This window comes from Streptomyces sp. NPDC015127 (assembly GCF_043080095.1).
Lineage (GTDB): Bacteria > Actinomycetota > Actinomycetes > Streptomycetales > Streptomycetaceae > Streptomyces.
In genome coordinates this window covers 286,210-303,043 of the sequence record NZ_JBIBVE010000008.1, presented here as the reverse complement: position 1 = coordinate 303,043, position 16,834 = coordinate 286,210, and the positions used below count along the sequence as shown (strand labels likewise).

The following is a 16,834-nucleotide window of genomic DNA, read 5'->3' as shown; positions in this document are numbered from 1 at the left end:
TCAGAGAACCTTCCCGGTCGGGGCGTCGGCGTACGCCTCGTCCTCCTCGGCCGGTGGCCTGCGCAGCAGCGCGATCGAGCCGGAGACGGTGGTGGCCTTGAGTCTGCCGGTGCCCGCGCCGAGGGTGCCGGTGATCTGCTTCGCGCCCCACTGGCCTTCGACGCGCAGGTCCTCGAAGGCGTTGGAGACGGCGCCGCTCGCGGTGTTCGCCTCGACCCGGGCGTCCGCGGGGTGGGGCAGCCGGATGGCGACCTCGCCCGAGACGGTGGTCAGCGCGATGTCCGTCGGACGGCCGTCCGCGTGGATGTCGACGACCATGTCGCCGCTGACGGAGTCGGCCCGCACGGAGCGGCCGGAGCCGGCGATCACGGTGAGGTCGCCGGAGACGGAGTGGTAGCGCAGGTCCCCGCTGAGCGACTGGGCCTCGAGGTTGCCGGAGACGGTGTCGGCGCGGACGGCGCCGGAGAGCCCGACGAGGGTGGTGTCGCCGGTGACGCCCCGGACGACCGCGGGGCCCCGGATTCCGGAGACGACCGCGTTCGCCCCGACGACGCCGACCTCGACGGTCGCCTCCGCGGGAACGGCGAGGGAGACGACCGCGCTGCGGTGCCGGCCCTTGCTGTCGAACCACTTGAGGAAGCCCTTCCAGGGCAGGTCCGGATAGGCGACGGTCAGCGTGGATCCGTTCCTGGTGACGACGAGCGGGGGGCCCTCGATCTCGGAGACCTCCAGCCGGGTGGAACCTTCGTCGGTCCCGACGACGTTGACGGTTCCGTTGACGATGCGCACGTTGAGGGTCGTGACCGGTTCGTCGAAGGTGAGTTTCTTCGGCTCGGCGACGTCCCATGTCGTCTCTGCCATGGTGGTGACCTCCCGGGGCCGGCCGCGACGCAATATATCGCGTCTCCTGTGAGACACGATATATCGCGGTTTGCTGTTGTCAAGGGCGCCCGTGTCACCCATGGGGAGGTCAGGGGGCGCTACGGCCCTGGCGTCAGCGGCCCACGGCGCCCCCGGCGGTCACTCGTCGTCGTCCTCGTCGTCCAGGCGGGCCAGCCACGTCGCGAGGCGTTCGACCGGGACCTCGAAGTCCGGGTTCAGGTCCACGAACGTGCGCAGCTGCTCGGCCAGCCACTCGAACGTGACCTCTTCCTCGCCGCGCCGCTTCTCCAGTTCCTCGATGCCGCGGTCGGTGAAATACAAGACATGCTCCTGGTGGGGACGGGTGTTGCCTCCAGGGTATGGCGTCGCTGACGCGGCCGGATATCGCCCGTCCGCACCCTCGCCCGCCACCCGGCCGCCCAGTAATCTTGGAACCGGTCAAGTCAGTGCTGTGACAAGCGCGTTGACGCGCGGATCGGGGGAGCCGTGAATGGTCGTGTCCGCCGGATCGATCTCGGCGACGGAAAGATCGTCTACGCGCGTGTCAGCGCCGCCGAGGGCTACGGCGCCTCGGACCGCGACGTCGGCGTCGCCGACGGCGCCGCCGCCAAGCTGGAGCAGCTCAACGAGCTGATCGCGCGCGTCGGCGGCACGGTCCTCGACGCCGCCGCGGCCGCCAAGCCGCACGAGGCGTCCGTCACCTTCGGCGTGGAGCTGAGCGCCAAGCCCGGAAAGGCGATCGCCGTCCTCGCCGACGGCGAGGCCAAGGCGTCCGTCCAGGTCACCCTGACCTGGCAGCTCGACGGACGGGACCCGGCGCGGCCGGCCGGCACGGATGTCTGACGGCCTCCCCGATCTGCACGCCCTCACCCGTGCGGCCACCGTCCACTTCCTGCCCGAGGACCCGCGCGCGACCGAGATGTGGGGCAGCGGGTTCTTCGTCGCGCCCGGCTGGGTCCTGACCGCCGCCCACGTTCTCGTGCCCTACCTCCGCGAGGACCGGGACCTGCCCTTCCGGGTGGCCGGCGACGAGCTGCAGTACGGGATCGCGCCCACCGCGGCCCGCCTGGAGCAGTGGCTGGTCACGGACCCCTGGGAGGACATCCCGGCCCAGCTCGACCTCGCGCTGGTACGGCTCCTCGACGACGGCGTCGCGCACGAGTGCGTGTGGATCGGCGACCGGGCCGTGTCGGCCGGCGGCGAACGGCAGGTCTTCGGTTTCCGGCCGACACCGCAGGACGCCGTGCACACCGGGTCGCCGTACGGCCTCTGGCGCGGGACCGTCACCGCGAACGTCGACGACGGCGACCTCGCCGTCCGTTTCGCGCCCCAGGCCGAGTTCCCGCCGGGGGTCTCGGGCGGACCCGTGCTCGATCCCGTCACCGGCGCGGTCCTCGAAGTGGTGAAGTCCGGCCGCGTCGGCGGACACGGCGGGCGCGCCGTGTCCGCCGTGGCCCTGCGCCGGTTCGGCGCCCTGTACCGGGAGGTCATGGCCTCCCACGACCGCTGGCACCACGGGCGGCACGGCACCACGGACAATTGGACCGAGCACCAGGCCCGGCTCGGCCGGGACTCCGGCGCCGGCCCCGAACGCTGGTCGTCGCACGACCGCGTCGCCGCCCTGAGCCATCTCGCGGCCCTGGCCCCGCCCCACCCAGGCGTCGTGGAGCGGCTCGCGGGCCATGTCCGCAACCAGCGGCTGGCCAGGACGGGACCGGCGCCGGTCACCTGGCGGGACGGGCACGGGCTGCTCTACGACGGGAACGGCACCCCGCTCGACGCGTACGTCTTCCTGCACTACCTGCGACTCGTCGGCGAATGGACGCGCGCCCGAGGGGGCGACGCGGGCGGGCTCGACGCGTGGGTGGACGGCAGACTGCGGCAGCTTCCCCCGCACCTGCGCCGGCTGGTCGAGCAGGCGCGGCTGCCGCGGGAGGAGAGCGGTGACCGCGTCGTCATCCCGTACCCCGGGCCCGACGAGCGGGCGTACATCGTCGTCGTCGAGCTCGACGAACTGCCCTACGGCACGGTCCACTGGCAGATCAGGATCGACGACGGCAGCCAAGACCACGAGATCTTCGCCGCCGAGCAGGACCCCAACGGCGTGCCGTCCGCGCTCCTCCGCCACCACCTGCGCGAGCACCTCGCCGAGGCCTTCCAGGTCGCGGACGCGGCCGGCGGCGGCGTGCCCGCCCCCTGCGAAGTCGTCCTGCCCGCCGGGTACTTCGACACCCCGGTGCACCGGTGGCAGCTGGCCGACGAGGCACCGCTCGGCGACGACGCCCACCTGCCGCTCGGTGCGCGGCGGCGGCTCGTCCTGCGCAATGCCGAGCGCCGGGGCGAACCGGACCCCCGGTGGAAGGAGCGCTGGAACGCGGTCGCCGAATCCGGTGCCCTCGCCGCGAGTCGGCTCCGCCCCGTCCAGCAGCCGCCCGGCAGCAGGCACTTCACCGAGATGCAGCCGTCCGGAGTCCCGGTGCTGTGCCATCAGGCGAGCCGAGGCGTCGGACGCAGGGCCATCGGCCTCGCCCTCGACGCGGGCCACGGCATCGCCCTGTGGCGCATCGACGGCCACGACAGGGGAGCGTGCGGCGACGGCTGCGAGGAACTGCACCGGGGCGCGGCCGAACTGCTCGCCCTGACCGGCTCGGCGCCTGAACTTCCCGACCGGCTGCGCCGTATCAGGGAGGACATCCACAAGCGACGGACGAAGGGGCACTGGGCCGAAGCGGTCGCGGTGATGTACGACGACCCGCGCCGCCCGGTTCCCCAGAGGCCGATGGGACCGGTGAATTCGCCATGACGACGTTGGCCGGAATTCGGCCTTGGCAGCGCCCTGCGGGGGTACATTCCCAGGGGCCCGTTGTGGGCGTCCAAGCCCCTGTCGGCCGTCACGCGGGAAGCCACCGAGCGCCGACGAGGAGCGAGTGATGAGTGACTGGCTGGTGTACCGGGGCGAGGGCGAGCCCGCCCCGGCCAGGATCGGGGACCTCCCGCCACCGCCGCCCTGGCGGACCTTCACCGGCGACCCGCTGCCCCTCCCCGTGCCCGAGCCGGACTCCTCGACCCGCAGACGCCTCGGCGGACGCCCGCTGCTCCCCGTCCAGGACGACGAGGCGATCCAGCTCATCAACGCCGCCCTGTACCTTCGCCGGCCGCTGCTGGTGACCGGCGAACCGGGCTCCGGCAAGAGCACGCTCCCGCACGCCGTCGCCCAGGAGCTGGGCCTCGGCCGCGTCCTGCAGTGGTCCGTCGTCAGCCGCACGGAACTCAAGCAGGGGCTGTACGAGTACGACGCGATCGGCAGGCTCCAGGACGCCCAGCTCTCCCGCGAACGGGGTGCCGGCGAGAACGACATCGGCGAGTACATCAAGCTCGGACCGCTCGGCACCGCCCTGCTTCCCGCGGAGCGCCCACGGGTCCTGCTCATCGACGAGCTGGACAAGAGCGACATCGACCTGCCCAACGACCTGCTGAACGTGCTGGAGGAGGGCGAGTTCCGCATCCCCGAGCTGGAGCGGGCGGCCAAGCGCGCGGGCCAGGAGACCGTGACCGTCCTCGACGACGACGGCAGGAGCGTGCCGGTCACCGGCGGCAGAGTCCGCTGCCACGCCTTCCCGTTCGTCGTGATGACGAGCAACGGCGAACGCGACTTCCCGAGGCCCCTGCTCAGGCGCTGCATCCACCTGCACCTGGAACCGCCGCGCAACGAACGCCTCGCCGCCCTGGTGCACGCCCACTTCGGGGAAGGGGCGCACGACGCCAACCTCGACCTCGTGGAGAGCTTCAACGAAGGCGAGGGCGACGGACTGCGCCCCACCGACCAGCTCCTCAACGCCATCTTCCTCACCCAGCACGCCGCCCGGGAGGCAGGCAGCCGCAGGGACGGCATCGCCGGACTGCTGATGCGCCCGCTGGAACAGCACCCCCAGCAGCGGTGACCCGCCGATGACGTCCGCCTCCCCCACCGCACCCGGCGCCCCGGGCCACGTGCTCACGGCGCTGGTCGCTCGGCTGCGGGAGGCCGACCTCGGCCCCACGGCCGAAGAGGTGGCGGACGCGCTGTGGCTCGCCCGCTGGGTCGGGCCCGCACCGTGGCCCGGGGGCAGGATCGAGCCACCGGAGCCCCCGGCCGGCACCCCCGCCGATCCGCACGCCCACGAACCGCCACCGGCCCCGTCCGGCCCCGGCAGCACGGCCGCCGCACCGTCCGAGGGCCGCGCGGGACTGCGCACACCCCACACCGAGGGCCACGGCCCGGCCGGCGGTGCCGACCGGCGCGGAGGCTCGCCGGTCCGCGTGCCCACCGCCCCCACCCTGCCCCATCCCCTGGCGCTGCAGCGCGCGTTACGCCCGCTGCAGCAGTTCCGCTCGCCGTCCCTGCCCGTACGCCGCGTCCTCGACGAGCAGGCCACGGCACACCGCGCCGCCGAGACCGGACTCACCCTCCCGGTGCTGCGGCCCTCGCGGCGGCGCGAGGCACGCGCCCAACTGCTCATGGACGTCTCGTCGTCGACCATCGTCTGGGAGCAGACCCTCGACGAACTCCGCGAGATCTTCGAACGGGCCGGTGCCTTCCGCGAGGTGCGCGTGCTCTATCTGCACGAGGACACCGACGGCAGACCGGGGGCGTCGGCCACACTCAGGCCCGGACAGCGGCGGCTGCGGCCCCCGTCGCAGTTCGCCGACCCCACGGGAAAGCAGCTCACCCTCCTGCTCAGCGACTGCGCGGGGCCCATGTGGCGCAGTGGCGCGCTGCACCGGCTGCTCCACCGTTGGGCCGCCGCCGGCCCGGTCGCCGTCGTCCAGCCGCTGCCCCAGCGCATGTGGCGCAACACCCATCTGCCCGCTTGGCCCGGCCTGTTGCGCCGACCGGAAGGCCCGGCGGGGCGGCTGGAGTTCCTGTCGCGGGACCGGCCGCCGCGGCACGCGGTTCCCGTACCGGTCCTGGCGCCCCACCGCGTGGCCCTGGAGACGTGGGCCCGGCTGCTGTCCGGCTCGGGGGAGCTGACGCTGCGCGCCGCGGCCGGCTGGGTCGACCCCGACCCGCTCCCCGCGCCCGCTCCGGCCGCGGCGACCGGCGACGTCCCGGCCGACGAGCGGCTGCGGGCCTTCCGCCGCCACGCCTCGCCGGCCGCCACCCGCCTCGCCCGCTGGCTGTCCACAGCGCCGCTCCAACTCCCCGTGATGCAGCTCGTGCAGCGCGCCATGCTGCCGGGCAGCGGTCCCGACGTCCTGGCCGAAGTGCTCCTCGGCGGACTGCTGCGGCGCAGCGACACCGGCACCGGCGACCCCGCCTACACCTTCCACGACGGGGTCAGGGAGGAGCTCAACGGCCAACTGGGGCCGGGCGAGGCGGAGCTGGCGTTCAAGCACCTGTCCCGCTATCTCGAAAGCCGTTTCGGCCGTACAGTACGGAACTTTCCCGCGATGGCGGCGGCCTACCTGTCGGGCACCGTGGAACGGCCGGGGCCGCCGACCGGGGCCGACAGCGATCCGCTGCTGCGCGAGTTCGCGGTCGTCTCCACCCGGGTGCTGCGCCGCTCGCTGCCCCCGCCCGCACGGCCGGCCGAGGACACGCCGCAGGCCGGGCCCGGCGACCTCGCCGACCGGGCCAGGGCGCGGCTCGCCCGCTTCCGCGACCAGGGCACGGCGCGTGACCTGGACTGGGGGGTCGAACTGCTCACCGGGGCCGTCAGGAGCGAGCGCCGCGCCGCCCCGCGTGCGCTGCTCAACGCCGAGCTGGCCGGCGCGCTGCTGGAACGCTGGCAGGTGCGCAGGCTCGGAGAGGACCTCAAGGACGCGCTCGCGGCGGCGGAGGCGGCCGCCGAGGAGGTGCCCTCCGCGCACCGGACCGTCGCCGACGTGCTGCTGACGGCGGCCGACGAGGTCCGGGCGGCCGGTGCGGACTCAGACGCCGTACCCGACCGGTTCAGGACCCGTATCGAGGAGGCGGGGGCGGGCCGCGACCCCGGCGCGCTCCAGTTCGTCCTGCTGGAAGCGGCGGAGCGGGCACTGGCCCAGGCCGCGGCCGCCGGCGGCGAGAGCGGTCACGAGGCGGCGATCGTCCGCATCGCCGTCCTGGAGCAGCTGATCACCGGCTTCGAGGAGCAGGCGGTCCTGCTGCACCGGCCCCCGCCCACCGCTTCGGCGGACTGGTACGAGACGAAGACGGCCGAGACCGTCGAGGTGCTGGACTCGCTGATCACTACGGACCCGGTGCCCGCCCGCTACTTCCGCGGCCGGGTCCGCGCACAGCTCGCCGCCCACTACGCGGCCCAGCAGGGCACGCGTCCACGCGCGGAACGCGCCCGGGACACTGCCGTACTGGCCTGCGCGGACCTCACGGAAGCGCTGCCCCAGCTCTCCCGGGCGCTGCCCGCCGCCCCGGGCGCCGAGACCGCACCGGACGAACGGTCCGCGCAGGAGACCTGGTCGCCCTCCGCCCGGGACCTCGTCGGGGGCTGGGTCGCGCTCGCCGAGTCGTGGGAGCTGGCCGGGGCGGGCCACGACGAGGAAGGGGGCCGGGAAGGCGCCCGCGTCGCGCTTGCCGAGGGCCGTGCCGTCGCCGAGGCGCATGCGTCGGGCGCCGAGCGCGACGAACTGGTCGCCGACTGCCTGGAACGGCTCGCACGGGTCGAGGCACCGCGGCCGGGGGAGCCGGAGGAGGCCGCGCGGCGGCGTCTCGACCGCGTCGTGGAGATCTGGGACGAAGCGGTGCGCAGGACGCCCCGGGACAGCCCGGAGTACGCCGGTCGCCTGGAGCATCACGGCAGCGCGCTGTCGGACCGGGCGGTGGCCGGCGGGACACAGGCGGAGAAGGACAGCGACGACGCGGTACGGCTGCTGCGCCGGGCCGTCGCGCTGACCTCCGAGACCGACCCGGATCTGGCCGGCCGGCGCTGCCGGTTGGGGCGCGCGCTGCTGCGGCGCTTCAGGACGGGAGCCGCCCTGACCGATCTCCACGAGGCCGACTGGATACTGGGCGCGGCCGCCCGCGGCGCGGACTCCGCCGACATCCGGGCCGTGTCCCACGCCACCCGCGGCGAAGTCGCCGAGGAGCTCGGCCGGGCGACCGGGGCCACGGCACGGTTCGCCGACGCCGCCGCCCACTACCTGAAGGCGTCCGAGGCCGCGTACGCCGACGGCGCCTTGCGGACCGCCGCCCGCTTCACCGAGGCGCGGGCCGAACTGCTGCGGGTGACCGCGGGGCCCGGCCGTGCGCTCGACGAGTACCGCAGGGCGCTCGCCCTGCTCGCCGAGCACGGCGACGAGCAGTCCCCGGACGCCGAACGGCTGCGCCGGGCCGTGCGCGGGCTCGAATCGGGTGACGCATGACGTCGCCGCCGGACGACAGCGGCACACCCCTGCCCGCGTTCGGTGCCCTCGTCGCCTTCGCCGGCAACGGCGGCGCCACCGGACACCCCGTGCTCGACGCGGTCCTCGCGGGACTCGCGGACCGCACGGAGGAGGGCGCACCCGTCGTGGCGTACTACGAGGACGCGCCGTGACCGCGCCGACCGTTCCGTGCTGGCCGCACCGCTCCCTGGACCTCACGGAGCTGCGGCCGGTCCCGCTGCGGCAGTTCGTGCTGAAGGTCCACAGCCGGTGCAACCTCGCCTGCGACTACTGCTACATCTACCGGGGCCCCGACGACAGCTGGCGCGACCGTCCGGCACGCGTGGCCGAGGAGACCATGGCGCGCACGGCTCAGCGCATCGCCGAGCACGTGAGCGCCCACGGCCTGGACCGGATCCGGGTCGAACTGCACGGCGGCGAACCGCTGCTGAGCGGCCCCGCCGCGGTCGTCGCCTACACCGCGGCGGTACGCCGGGCCGTGCCGGACGGCTGCCGGGTCGCCGCGTCCGTGCAGACCAACGGCACCCTTCTGACCGAGCGCACCCTCGACCGGCTCGCAGCCGAGGACATCCGGGTCGGCCTCAGCCTCGACGGCGGCACCGCCCACCTCAACCGGCGGCGGGCGGGCCACGACGGACGGCCCTCCTGGCCGGCCGCTGCCCGGGCCGCGGCCCTCCTCGCCCGCCGCCGCGACCAGTACGCCGGAATCCTCAGCACCATCGACCTGGACAGCGCACCCGCCGAGGTGTACGCCTCCCTGCTGGCGCTCGACCCTCCCGGCCTGGACTTCCTGCTGCCGCACGCCCACTGGGGCGCGCCCCCGGCCGGGCTCCCGCACACCCCGCCGGGCCGCCGCCGGCCCCGGCCCGCCCCGTACGGCCGCTGGCTGGCCGAGGTCTTCGACCTGTGGTGGGGTGCGGACCGGATGCGCACGAGGATCCGGCTCTTCACCGAGATCCTGGCGCTGCTGCTCGGCAGTTCCAGCACAGCGGAGTCGGTCGGACTGTCCCCGATGGCGGCCGTCGTCGTCGACACGGACGGCGCCATCGAGCAGGTCGACTCCCTCAAGACCGCCTATGCCGGCGCCCCGGCGACCGGACTCGACGTCTTCCGCAACTCCTTCGACGAGGCGCTGCGCCACCCCGGCGTCGCCGCCCGCCAGCTCGGCGAGCGGGGCCTCGCACCCGAGTGCCGCGCCTGCCCCTTGCTGCGCGTGTGCGGCGGCGGCAACTACGCCCACCGGTACGCCCCCGGCACCGGCTTCCTGCACCCCAGCGTCTACTGCGCCGACCTCGAACACCTCATACGGCACATCGCACGAAACCTGTGTGACGCGGCAGACAATCGTCACTGTTCGCCAACACGCCCTCACTGACCGGAATCTGACGCACAATCGAATAGCTTGCGCACGAAGTCGAAAGCCTCTGCCGAGGGAGCACCCGCATGACCGAGGACAGCGACCACGTCACGGTCGTCTTCGCCGGACAGAGCGAGTCCTGGGCCAGATGGGTCGAAGGAGAGCTGGAGACCGCGGGCTTCCGCACCGGTCTCGTCCGCTGGGACCCGCTCCGGCGCCCCCCGGAAGGCGGCGCGCTCACCGAACTGCTGGCGGCACCGGGCAGGGTCCTGCTCGTCCTGGACGACTGGTACCTGCGGTTCGACGCCGGTCGCTACCGCGCCTGGGCCGACGTTCTGCGCCAGGTCGTACCGGCCCACCGCGCCCAGATCACCGCCGTCAGCGTCACCGCGCACCGGCTCCCCGAGGCCGCCCGTGAGCTGAACCCGGTCCACCTGCACGGCGTGGGACGCGAGGAGGCCAAGCAGCGGCTGCTCGCCGCGTGCGGGCTCGCGGTCGAGCGGAACGAGGGCGTCGACCTCGACCGCGGCCTGCGGTTCCCCGACGAGCCGCCGCCCGTGTCCAACGTGGAGCGCCGCAACCGCCGGTTCACCGGCCGCAGGCAGACGCTGGAGGGACTGCACCGCATGCTGGCCGCGCAGACCGCCGACGCGCCGGCCGACACCCCGGCCGTCGTCGCGCTGTACGGCTCGGGCGGAATCGGCAAGACCGAGGTGGTCCGCGAGTACGCGCACCGGTACGCGGGCGAGTACGACACGGTCTGGTGGGTGCGGTCGCACACCGAGCTCCTCGCGCGGGAGGACTTCGCCGCCCTCGCCGCGGAGCTCGGCATCAGCGACGGCGGCGAACTGCGCGGCCTCATCACGGCCGCGCAGCGCGCCCTCGCCCGGTCGGGGCGGCGCTGGCTGATCGTGTTCGACGGCGCCGAGGACCCGGAGAGCATCGCGGAACTGCTGCCGCGCGGCCACGGCCACGTCCTGATCACCACACACAGCACCTCCTGGGCCGCCCACGGCGCGGAACTCGTCGCGCTGCCGCTCTTCGACCGCGAGGAGAGCGTCGCCTTCGCCTGCCGGCGCGCGCCGCGGATCACGGAGGAGGAGGCCGACCAGCTCGCCGAGGAGGTCGGCGACGTCCCCATGCTGATCGACCAGATGACCGCCTGGCTCGAGATGCACCCGCTGATCCCCGTACGGCAGTACCTGGAGATCCTTCGGGAGGGCGACCTCAACGTCCTCGGCGTCGTACCGTCCGGCGACGACCCGAAGCCCTTCCAGGCGGTGTGGTCGACGACGCTGAACACCCTGCGCGAGGAAGCGCCGCACACGCACGAACTCCTCAAGCTGCTGGCCCACTTCTCCGCCGACGTCGTGCCGGTCAAACTGCTCCAGTCGGCCCGCTCCTCCGACCTGCCGGAGCATCTGGCCACACTCGTCACCGAGCCCAGCAACTGGAACTCCGCCCTGCGCACCCTCTCCGAGACCACCTCGATGTGGCTGGAGTACGAGACCGGCCCCCACGACGACATCCTCACCGTGGGCACCCTGCGCATGCACCGGCTCTTCCACCGGTTCGTCCGCGACACCCTGCCGGCCAAGGACCGCCGCGAGGCGTCCGGCACCGCCTGCCGGGTCCTTGTCGCCGCCGACCCCAGGGAACCGGCCGCGCCGCGCCACTGGCAGCGCTACGCCGACCTGATCCCGCACCTGGAGTCGTCGGGCGCGCTGGAGTCGGCCGACGAGGACGTACGCCGGCTCGTCCTCAACTGCGTGGAGTATCTGCGCATGCGCGGCGAGTACGCCGTCGGCTGGGCCATCACGCACAAGGCGCTCGAACACTGGCGCCGCGACTCGGGCCCGACCGACCGCACCGTCCTCGTCGCCACCCACCAGTACGCCAACATGCTGCGCCGCCTCGGCCGGTACGCGGAGGCCGAGGACGTCGGCCGCGACATCCTGACCCGGCTCTCCGAGGAGCCCGGTGCCCAGGGCATCGAGATACTGCGCGCGATGAACGGCCTCGGCGGCACCCTCATGGCGCTCGCCAAGTACGACGAGGCCCGCGACCTGTACGAGACGGCCACCGCCAGGGCCGTGGAGCTGCTCGGCGACCGGAACGTGCCCCGTACGCTCGCGCTCCGCAGCAACCTGGCCCTCGCCGTCGCCCTCCAGGGGCACTACGAGGAATCCCTCACCCGGCACCAGGAGATCCTTCAGGCGCGCGTGGGCCTGCTCGGCAACCGCAACGCCTACACGCTGCTGTCCGGCCTGCACACGGCCTGGATGCTGCGGCTGCTGGGCCGCTACCGCGAAGCGCTGGTCATCCAGGAACGGAACACCACTCTGCACAGCCAGGTGCTGGACCGCGAACACTCGCAGACGCTGCTCGCCCAGCACAACCTGGCCCTGTGCAAGCGCAGGGACGGCAATCTGCCCTTCGCCCGTTCCCTGATGCGTACGGTCCGCGAGCGGATGACCGCCCGCCGCGGCAGCGCCCACCCGGAGACCCTGCTGGTCTCGACCGACTACGCGATGCTGCTGCGGGACGCGGGCGAGACGGCGGAGGCCCGGCAGATCGCCGAGTCCACCGCCCGCCTGTACGCGGGCCAGCTCGGCGACGACCATCCGTACGCCGTCGGCGCCCGGGACAACTGCGGCATCGTCCTGCGGACCATGGGCGACCACCGTGCGGCGCTCGTGATCGCCGAGGAGTCCATGGCCGGCATGGAACGCGCCCTCGGCCCCGGCCACATCTGGAGCATGGGCTGCGCGATGAACACGGCCTCGGCCAGGGCGGCGGCAGGCGACCTGGAGGGGGCGGTGGCGCTCGGCCGCGACGCGGTGGCCCGGGCCGTCGCCCGCGTCGGCGAGGACCATGTCCTGACCGTCAACCTCAGGGCCGGACTCGCCCAGGACCTGCGGGCGACGGGCCGGCGGGAGGAGGCCGAGGAGATCGGCGCGCAGGCGCTACGGTGTCTGGCCGGCGGGCTCGGCGAGGACCACCCGCAGGTGCGGTACATGCGCGCCGGCGAGAGGCCCTTCTGGGACTTCGAGCCCCAGCCCATCTGATCCACCGCCCCCTTGGGGCACGGGAACGGCCCGCCACCGATGCCTCGGTGGCGGGCCGTTCCCGTCGTGCGGTGCCGGTCAGGCGTCGAACACCTCGTTGACCAGCTGCTCCTGCTCCTGCTCGTGGCGCTTCTTCGAGCCCACGGCGGGGGACGAGGAATGCGGCCGCGAGATGCGGCGCAGGCGCTCGCCGTGCGGGATGTCCGCGCCGACCGCCAGGTCCAGGTGGTCGATCAGGTTGAGCGCGATGAACGGCCAGGCACCCTGGTTCGCCGGCTCCTCCTGCGTCCACAGGTACTTCTCGGCGTTCGGGAACTTCGCGATCTCGGCCTGGAGCTCCGCACCCGGCAGCGGGTACAGACGCTCCACCCGGATGATCGCCGTGTCCGTGACGCCGCGCTTCCTGCGCTCGGCGTCGAGGTCGTAGTAGACCTTGCCGGCGCAGAAGACGACCTTGCGGACCGCGGCCGGGTCGACCGACTCGTCGCCGATCACCGGACGGAAGCCGCCGGTGGTGAACTCCTCCGCCTTCGACGCCGCCGCCTTCAGACGCAGCATCGACTTCGGGGTGAAGACGATCAGCGGCTTGTGGTGCGGGTTGTGGACCTGCCAGCGCAGCAGGTGGAAGTAGTTCGACGGCAGGGTCGGCATCGCGACCGTCATGTTGTCCTGCGCGCACATCTGCAGGAAGCGCTCGGGGCGCGCGGAGCTGTGGTCCGGGCCCTGGCCCTCGTAGCCGTGCGGCAGCAGCAGCGTGACGCCGGAGTGCTGGCCCCACTTCTGCTCGGCCGAGGAGATGAACTCGTCGACGACGGTCTGCGCGCCGTTGACGAAGTCACCGAACTGGGCCTCCCACATGACCAGCGCGTCCGGGCGGGCCAGCGAGTAGCCGTACTCGAAGCCCATCGCCGCGTACTCGCTGAGCAGCGAGTCGTAGACGTTGTAACGGGCCTGGTCCTCGGTCAGGTAGAGCAGCGGGGTGTAGTCCTCGCCGGTCTTCTGGTCCACCAGCACCGCGTGGCGCTGGCCGAACGTTCCGCGGCGGGTGTCCTGGCCGGACAGCCGGACCGGGACGCCCTCCATCAGCAGCGAGCCGATGGCCAGCGTCTCGCCCATGCCCCAGTCGATCGTGCCGTCCTCGACCGACGCCGCGCGGCGCTGCATCTGCGGCATGAGCCGCGGGTGCACGGTGATGTGGTCGGGGATGTTGACCTGGGACTCGGCGATCCGCTTGACGACCTCCTGGGAGACCGCCGTGCTCACCGTGACCGGGAACTCCGGCTGGGCGTCCGGGACCGGAACCTCGGCGGGGTGGCTGGTGGCCTCGCGGACCTCCGCGAACACCTTCTCCAGCTGGCCCTGGAAGTCCTGGAGCGCCTGCTCGGCCTCCTCCAGCGTGATGTCGCCGCGACCGATCAGCGATTCGGTGTACAGCTTGCGCACCGAGCGCTTCTTGTCGATCAGGTTGTACATCTGCGGGTTGGTGAACTGCGGGTTGTCGCCCTCGTTGTGACCGCGGCGGCGGTAGCAGATGAGGTCGATCACGACGTCCTTGTTGAACGCCTGGCGGAACTCGAAGGCGAGCCGCGCGACGCGGACCACGGCCTCCGGGTCGTCGCCGTTCACGTGGAAGATCGGCGCCTCGATCATGCGGGCCACGTCGGTCGCGTACATCGACGAACGCGACGACTCCGGAGCGGCGGTGAAGCCGACCTGGTTGTTGATGACGATGTGGACCGTGCCGCCGGTGCGGTAGCCGCGCAGCTGCGACATGTTCAGCGTCTCGGCGACGACACCCTGGCCGGCGAAGGCCGCGTCACCGTGCAGGGCGACCGGCAGGACGGTGAAGTCCGTGCCGCCCTTGTTGATGACGTCCTGCTTGGCGCGGGAGACACCCTCCAGGACCGGGTCGACGGCCTCCAGGTGGGAGGGGTTGGCGACCAGCGAGACCTTGATCTGCTCGCCGTCGAGGCCGGTGAACGTGCCCTCGGCGCCCAGGTGGTACTTCACGTCGCCGGAGCCGTGCATCGACTTCGGGTCGAGGTTGCCCTCGAACTCGCGGAAGATCTGCGCGTACGACTTGCCGACGATGTTCGCCAGCACGTTCAGGCGGCCGCGGTGGGCCATGCCGATGACGACCTCGTCCAGGCGCGATTCGGCGGCCGAGTCGATGACCGCGTCGAGCAGCGGGATGACGGACTCGCCGCCCTCCAGCGAGAAGCGCTTCTGGCCGACGTACTTGGTCTGCAGGAAGGTCTCGAAGGCCTCCGCCGCGTTCAGCCGGCGCAGGATGCGCAGCTGCTCCTCGCGCTCCGGCTTGTGGCTCGGGCGCTCCACCCGGTCCTGAAGCCACTTGCGCTGCTTCGGGTCCTGGATGTGCATGAACTCGATGCCGGTGGTGCGGCAGTACGACTCGCGCAGCACGCCCAGGATGTCGCGCAGCTTCATCATCGACTTGCCGGCGAAACCGCCGACCGCGAACTCCCGCTCAAGGTCCCACAGGGTGAGGCCGTGCTCGGTGATGTCCAGGTCGGGGTGCTTGCGCTGGCGGTACTCCAGCGGGTCGGTGTCGGCCATGACATGGCCGCGGACCCGGTAGGAGTGGATCAGCTCGAAGACGCGCGCGGCCTTGGTGACGTCGTCGTCGTGCGAGGCGTCGATGTCCTTGAGCCAGCGGACCGGCTCGTAGGGGATGCGCAGCGACTCGAAGATCTCGTCGTAGAAGTTCTCCTCGCCGAGGAGGAAGTTGGCGACGACCCGCAGGAACTCGCCCGACGCGGCGCCCTGGATGACGCGGTGGTCGTACGTGCTCGTGAGGGTCATCACCTTGGAGATGCCCAGCTTGTTCAGGGTGTCCTGGGAGGTGCCCTGGAACTCGGCGGGGTAGTCCATGGAGCCGACGCCCATGATGACCGACTGTCCGGGCATCAGACGCGGCACGGAGTGGACGGTGCCGAGGCCGCCCGGGTTGGTCAGCGAGACGGTGACGCCGGTGAAGTCGTCCATCGTCAGCTTGTTGTTGCGGGCGCGGCGGACGATGTCCTCGTAGGCCTGCCAGAACTCGAAGAAGTTCAGCGTCTCGGCCTTCTTGATGCCCGCGACGACCAGCTGGCGGTCGCCGTTGGGCTTCACCAGGTCGATGGCCAGACCGAAGTTCACGTGGTCCGGCTTGACGAGGGTCGGCTTGCCGTCCTTCTCCGCGTAGCTCCAGTTCATCGACGGCATGGCCTTGATGGCCTGCACCATCGCGTAGCCGATGAGGTGGGTGAAGGAGATCTTCCCGCCCCGGGCCCGCTTGAGGTGGTTGTTGATGACGATGCGGTTGTCGAACAGCAGCTTCACCGGGACGGCGCGCACGGACGTGGCCGTGGGCACCTCCAGGGAGGCGTTCATGTTCTTCGCGACCGCGGCGGCCGGGCCGCGCAGCGTCAGGAGCTCGGGACCGGCGGGCGCCTCGGCCTCGGGCTTGTCCGCGGGCTTCGCGGTGGGTGCCGGGGCCGGCGCGGCCTTCGGCGCCGGAGCCGCGGCCTTGGCCGGAGCGGCCGGAGCCGGGGCGGCCTGCGCGGGGGCGGCGGGCTGGGCCGCGGGCTTCGCCGGAGCGGCGGAGGCAGCCTGTGCGGGTGCCGCCTCCTGCGCCGCGGGCGCGCTCGGGGTCGTGGTGGGGGCAGCGGCAGCGGCCGCCGGCTTGTCCTTGTCCGCCGTGCCGGCAGCGCCCGGCTTGTAGTCGGCGAAGAAGTCCCACCAGGCGCGATCGACCGAATTCGGGTCCTGGAGGTACTGCTGGTAGATCTCGTCGACGAGCCACTCATTGGCACCGAACGCGGCGGCAGGGTTCTGACCCTGCCCGCCTTGGTCGGTCGAGATGCTCGAGTTACTGGGGGACTGAGACGACACGGCGAGAACCGCCCTCTTCCGCTTCACAAGGTGATGGACAGCGGAAATAAAGGCTACGCCTCCCTGGCCGGGAGGTGCAGGCCGGGCGGGTCATCGTCGTGCAAGTCACACCGAAAGGCGGGTTTCGGGGTTGTGAATGGCGGGAAACAAGCGAGGTTCCTCCCCCAGAGCCCCTTCGGGGCATGGGGGTACCCCCATGTGAGGGTAGGCGTCATCGCGGCTGCAGCCCTGTGGCCTGCAGTCTTTCCCTCGTCCGGAACGAGCCCTGCCCACA

The 16,834-nt window shown here is 72.7% G+C and carries 10 protein-coding genes; 7 read left to right on the top strand and 3 right to left on the bottom strand.

Translation table 11 applies throughout. From position 1 onward, the window contains the following. Both ACF08N_RS18275 and ACF08N_RS18270 read right to left on the bottom strand, forming a co-directional pair. The gene (locus ACF08N_RS18275) at window positions 1-861 is read right to left on the bottom strand and encodes a DUF4097 domain-containing protein (RefSeq protein WP_392325634.1); all 861 of its coding nucleotides are present in this window, start codon (window positions 859-861) and stop codon (window positions 1-3) included. A 159-nt stretch (window positions 862-1,020) separates the two neighbouring features. Further along, entirely contained in the window at window positions 1,021-1,203 is a 183-nt protein-coding gene (locus ACF08N_RS18270; protein WP_019075209.1) for a DUF6104 family protein, read from the bottom strand. A 165-nt stretch (window positions 1,204-1,368) separates the two neighbouring features. Between ACF08N_RS18270 and ACF08N_RS18265 the strand changes: the two genes are divergently transcribed. The 7 genes from ACF08N_RS18265 to fxsT all read left to right on the top strand — a co-directional run bounded on the left by ACF08N_RS18265 (window position 1,369) and on the right by fxsT (window position 12,666). Beyond that, window positions 1,369-1,725, top strand: coding sequence for a CU044_2847 family protein (locus ACF08N_RS18265; RefSeq protein WP_392325633.1), 357 nt, complete (start codon window positions 1,369-1,371; stop codon window positions 1,723-1,725). Continuing rightward, window positions 1,718-3,685, top strand: a complete 1,968-nt coding sequence (locus tag ACF08N_RS18260) for a trypsin-like peptidase domain-containing protein (RefSeq protein WP_392325632.1) — start codon at window positions 1,718-1,720, stop codon at window positions 3,683-3,685. Before ACF08N_RS18265 ends, ACF08N_RS18260 begins: the two co-directional genes overlap by 8 nt. A 127-nt stretch (window positions 3,686-3,812) precedes the next feature. Beyond that, complete coding sequence (locus ACF08N_RS18255) at window positions 3,813-4,823, top strand: AAA family ATPase (RefSeq protein WP_392325631.1); 1,011 nt, start codon at window positions 3,813-3,815, stop codon at window positions 4,821-4,823. 7 nt (window positions 4,824-4,830) lie between these two features. Beyond that, window positions 4,831-8,220: an SAV_2336 N-terminal domain-related protein gene (locus ACF08N_RS18250; RefSeq protein WP_392325630.1), complete on the top strand. Its 3,390-nt coding sequence runs from the start codon at window positions 4,831-4,833 to the stop codon at window positions 8,218-8,220. Beyond that, complete coding sequence (locus ACF08N_RS18245; protein WP_392325629.1) at window positions 8,217-8,393, top strand: YxD-tail cyclophane-containing RiPP peptide; 177 nt, start codon at window positions 8,217-8,219, stop codon at window positions 8,391-8,393. The genes ACF08N_RS18250 and ACF08N_RS18245 overlap by 4 nt, the downstream gene beginning before the upstream one ends. Next, the gene (locus ACF08N_RS18240) at window positions 8,390-9,616 is read left to right on the top strand and encodes an FxsB family cyclophane-forming radical SAM/SPASM peptide maturase (protein ID WP_392325628.1); all 1,227 of its coding nucleotides are present in this window, start codon (window positions 8,390-8,392) and stop codon (window positions 9,614-9,616) included. The genes ACF08N_RS18245 and ACF08N_RS18240 overlap by 4 nt, the downstream gene beginning before the upstream one ends. A gap of 68 nt (window positions 9,617-9,684) precedes the next feature. After that, window positions 9,685-12,666, top strand: a complete 2,982-nt coding sequence (gene fxsT, locus ACF08N_RS18235; protein WP_392325627.1) for an FxSxx-COOH system tetratricopeptide repeat protein — start codon at window positions 9,685-9,687, stop codon at window positions 12,664-12,666. A gap of 78 nt (window positions 12,667-12,744) precedes the next feature. Here fxsT and ACF08N_RS18230 read toward each other — a convergent pair whose 3' ends face one another. Next, window positions 12,745-16,560 carry a multifunctional oxoglutarate decarboxylase/oxoglutarate dehydrogenase thiamine pyrophosphate-binding subunit/dihydrolipoyllysine-residue succinyltransferase subunit gene (locus ACF08N_RS18230; RefSeq protein WP_392325626.1) on the bottom strand — a complete coding sequence of 1,272 codons (3,816 nt, stop codon included), beginning with the start codon at window positions 16,558-16,560 and terminating at the stop codon, window positions 12,745-12,747. Window positions 16,561-16,834 lie beyond the last annotated feature (274 nt).

Excerpts from the sequence above, each read along its gene's own strand:
- ACF08N_RS18260 (WP_392325632.1), top strand. The coding sequence starts at position 1,718 with ATGTCTGACGGCCTCCCCGATCTGCACGCCCTCACCCGTGCGGCCACC.
- ACF08N_RS18255 (WP_392325631.1), top strand. The coding sequence starts at position 3,813 with ATGAGTGACTGGCTGGTGTACCGGGGCGAGGGCGAGCCCGCCCCGGCC.
- fxsT (WP_392325627.1), top strand. The coding sequence starts at position 9,685 with ATGACCGAGGACAGCGACCACGTCACGGTCGTCTTCGCCGGACAGAGC.
- ACF08N_RS18250 (WP_392325630.1), top strand. The coding sequence starts at position 4,831 with ATGACGTCCGCCTCCCCCACCGCACCCGGCGCCCCGGGCCACGTGCTC.
- ACF08N_RS18245 (WP_392325629.1), top strand. The coding sequence starts at position 8,217 with ATGACGTCGCCGCCGGACGACAGCGGCACACCCCTGCCCGCGTTCGGT.
- ACF08N_RS18275 (WP_392325634.1), bottom strand. The coding sequence starts at position 861 with ATGGCAGAGACGACATGGGACGTCGCCGAGCCGAAGAAACTCACCTTC.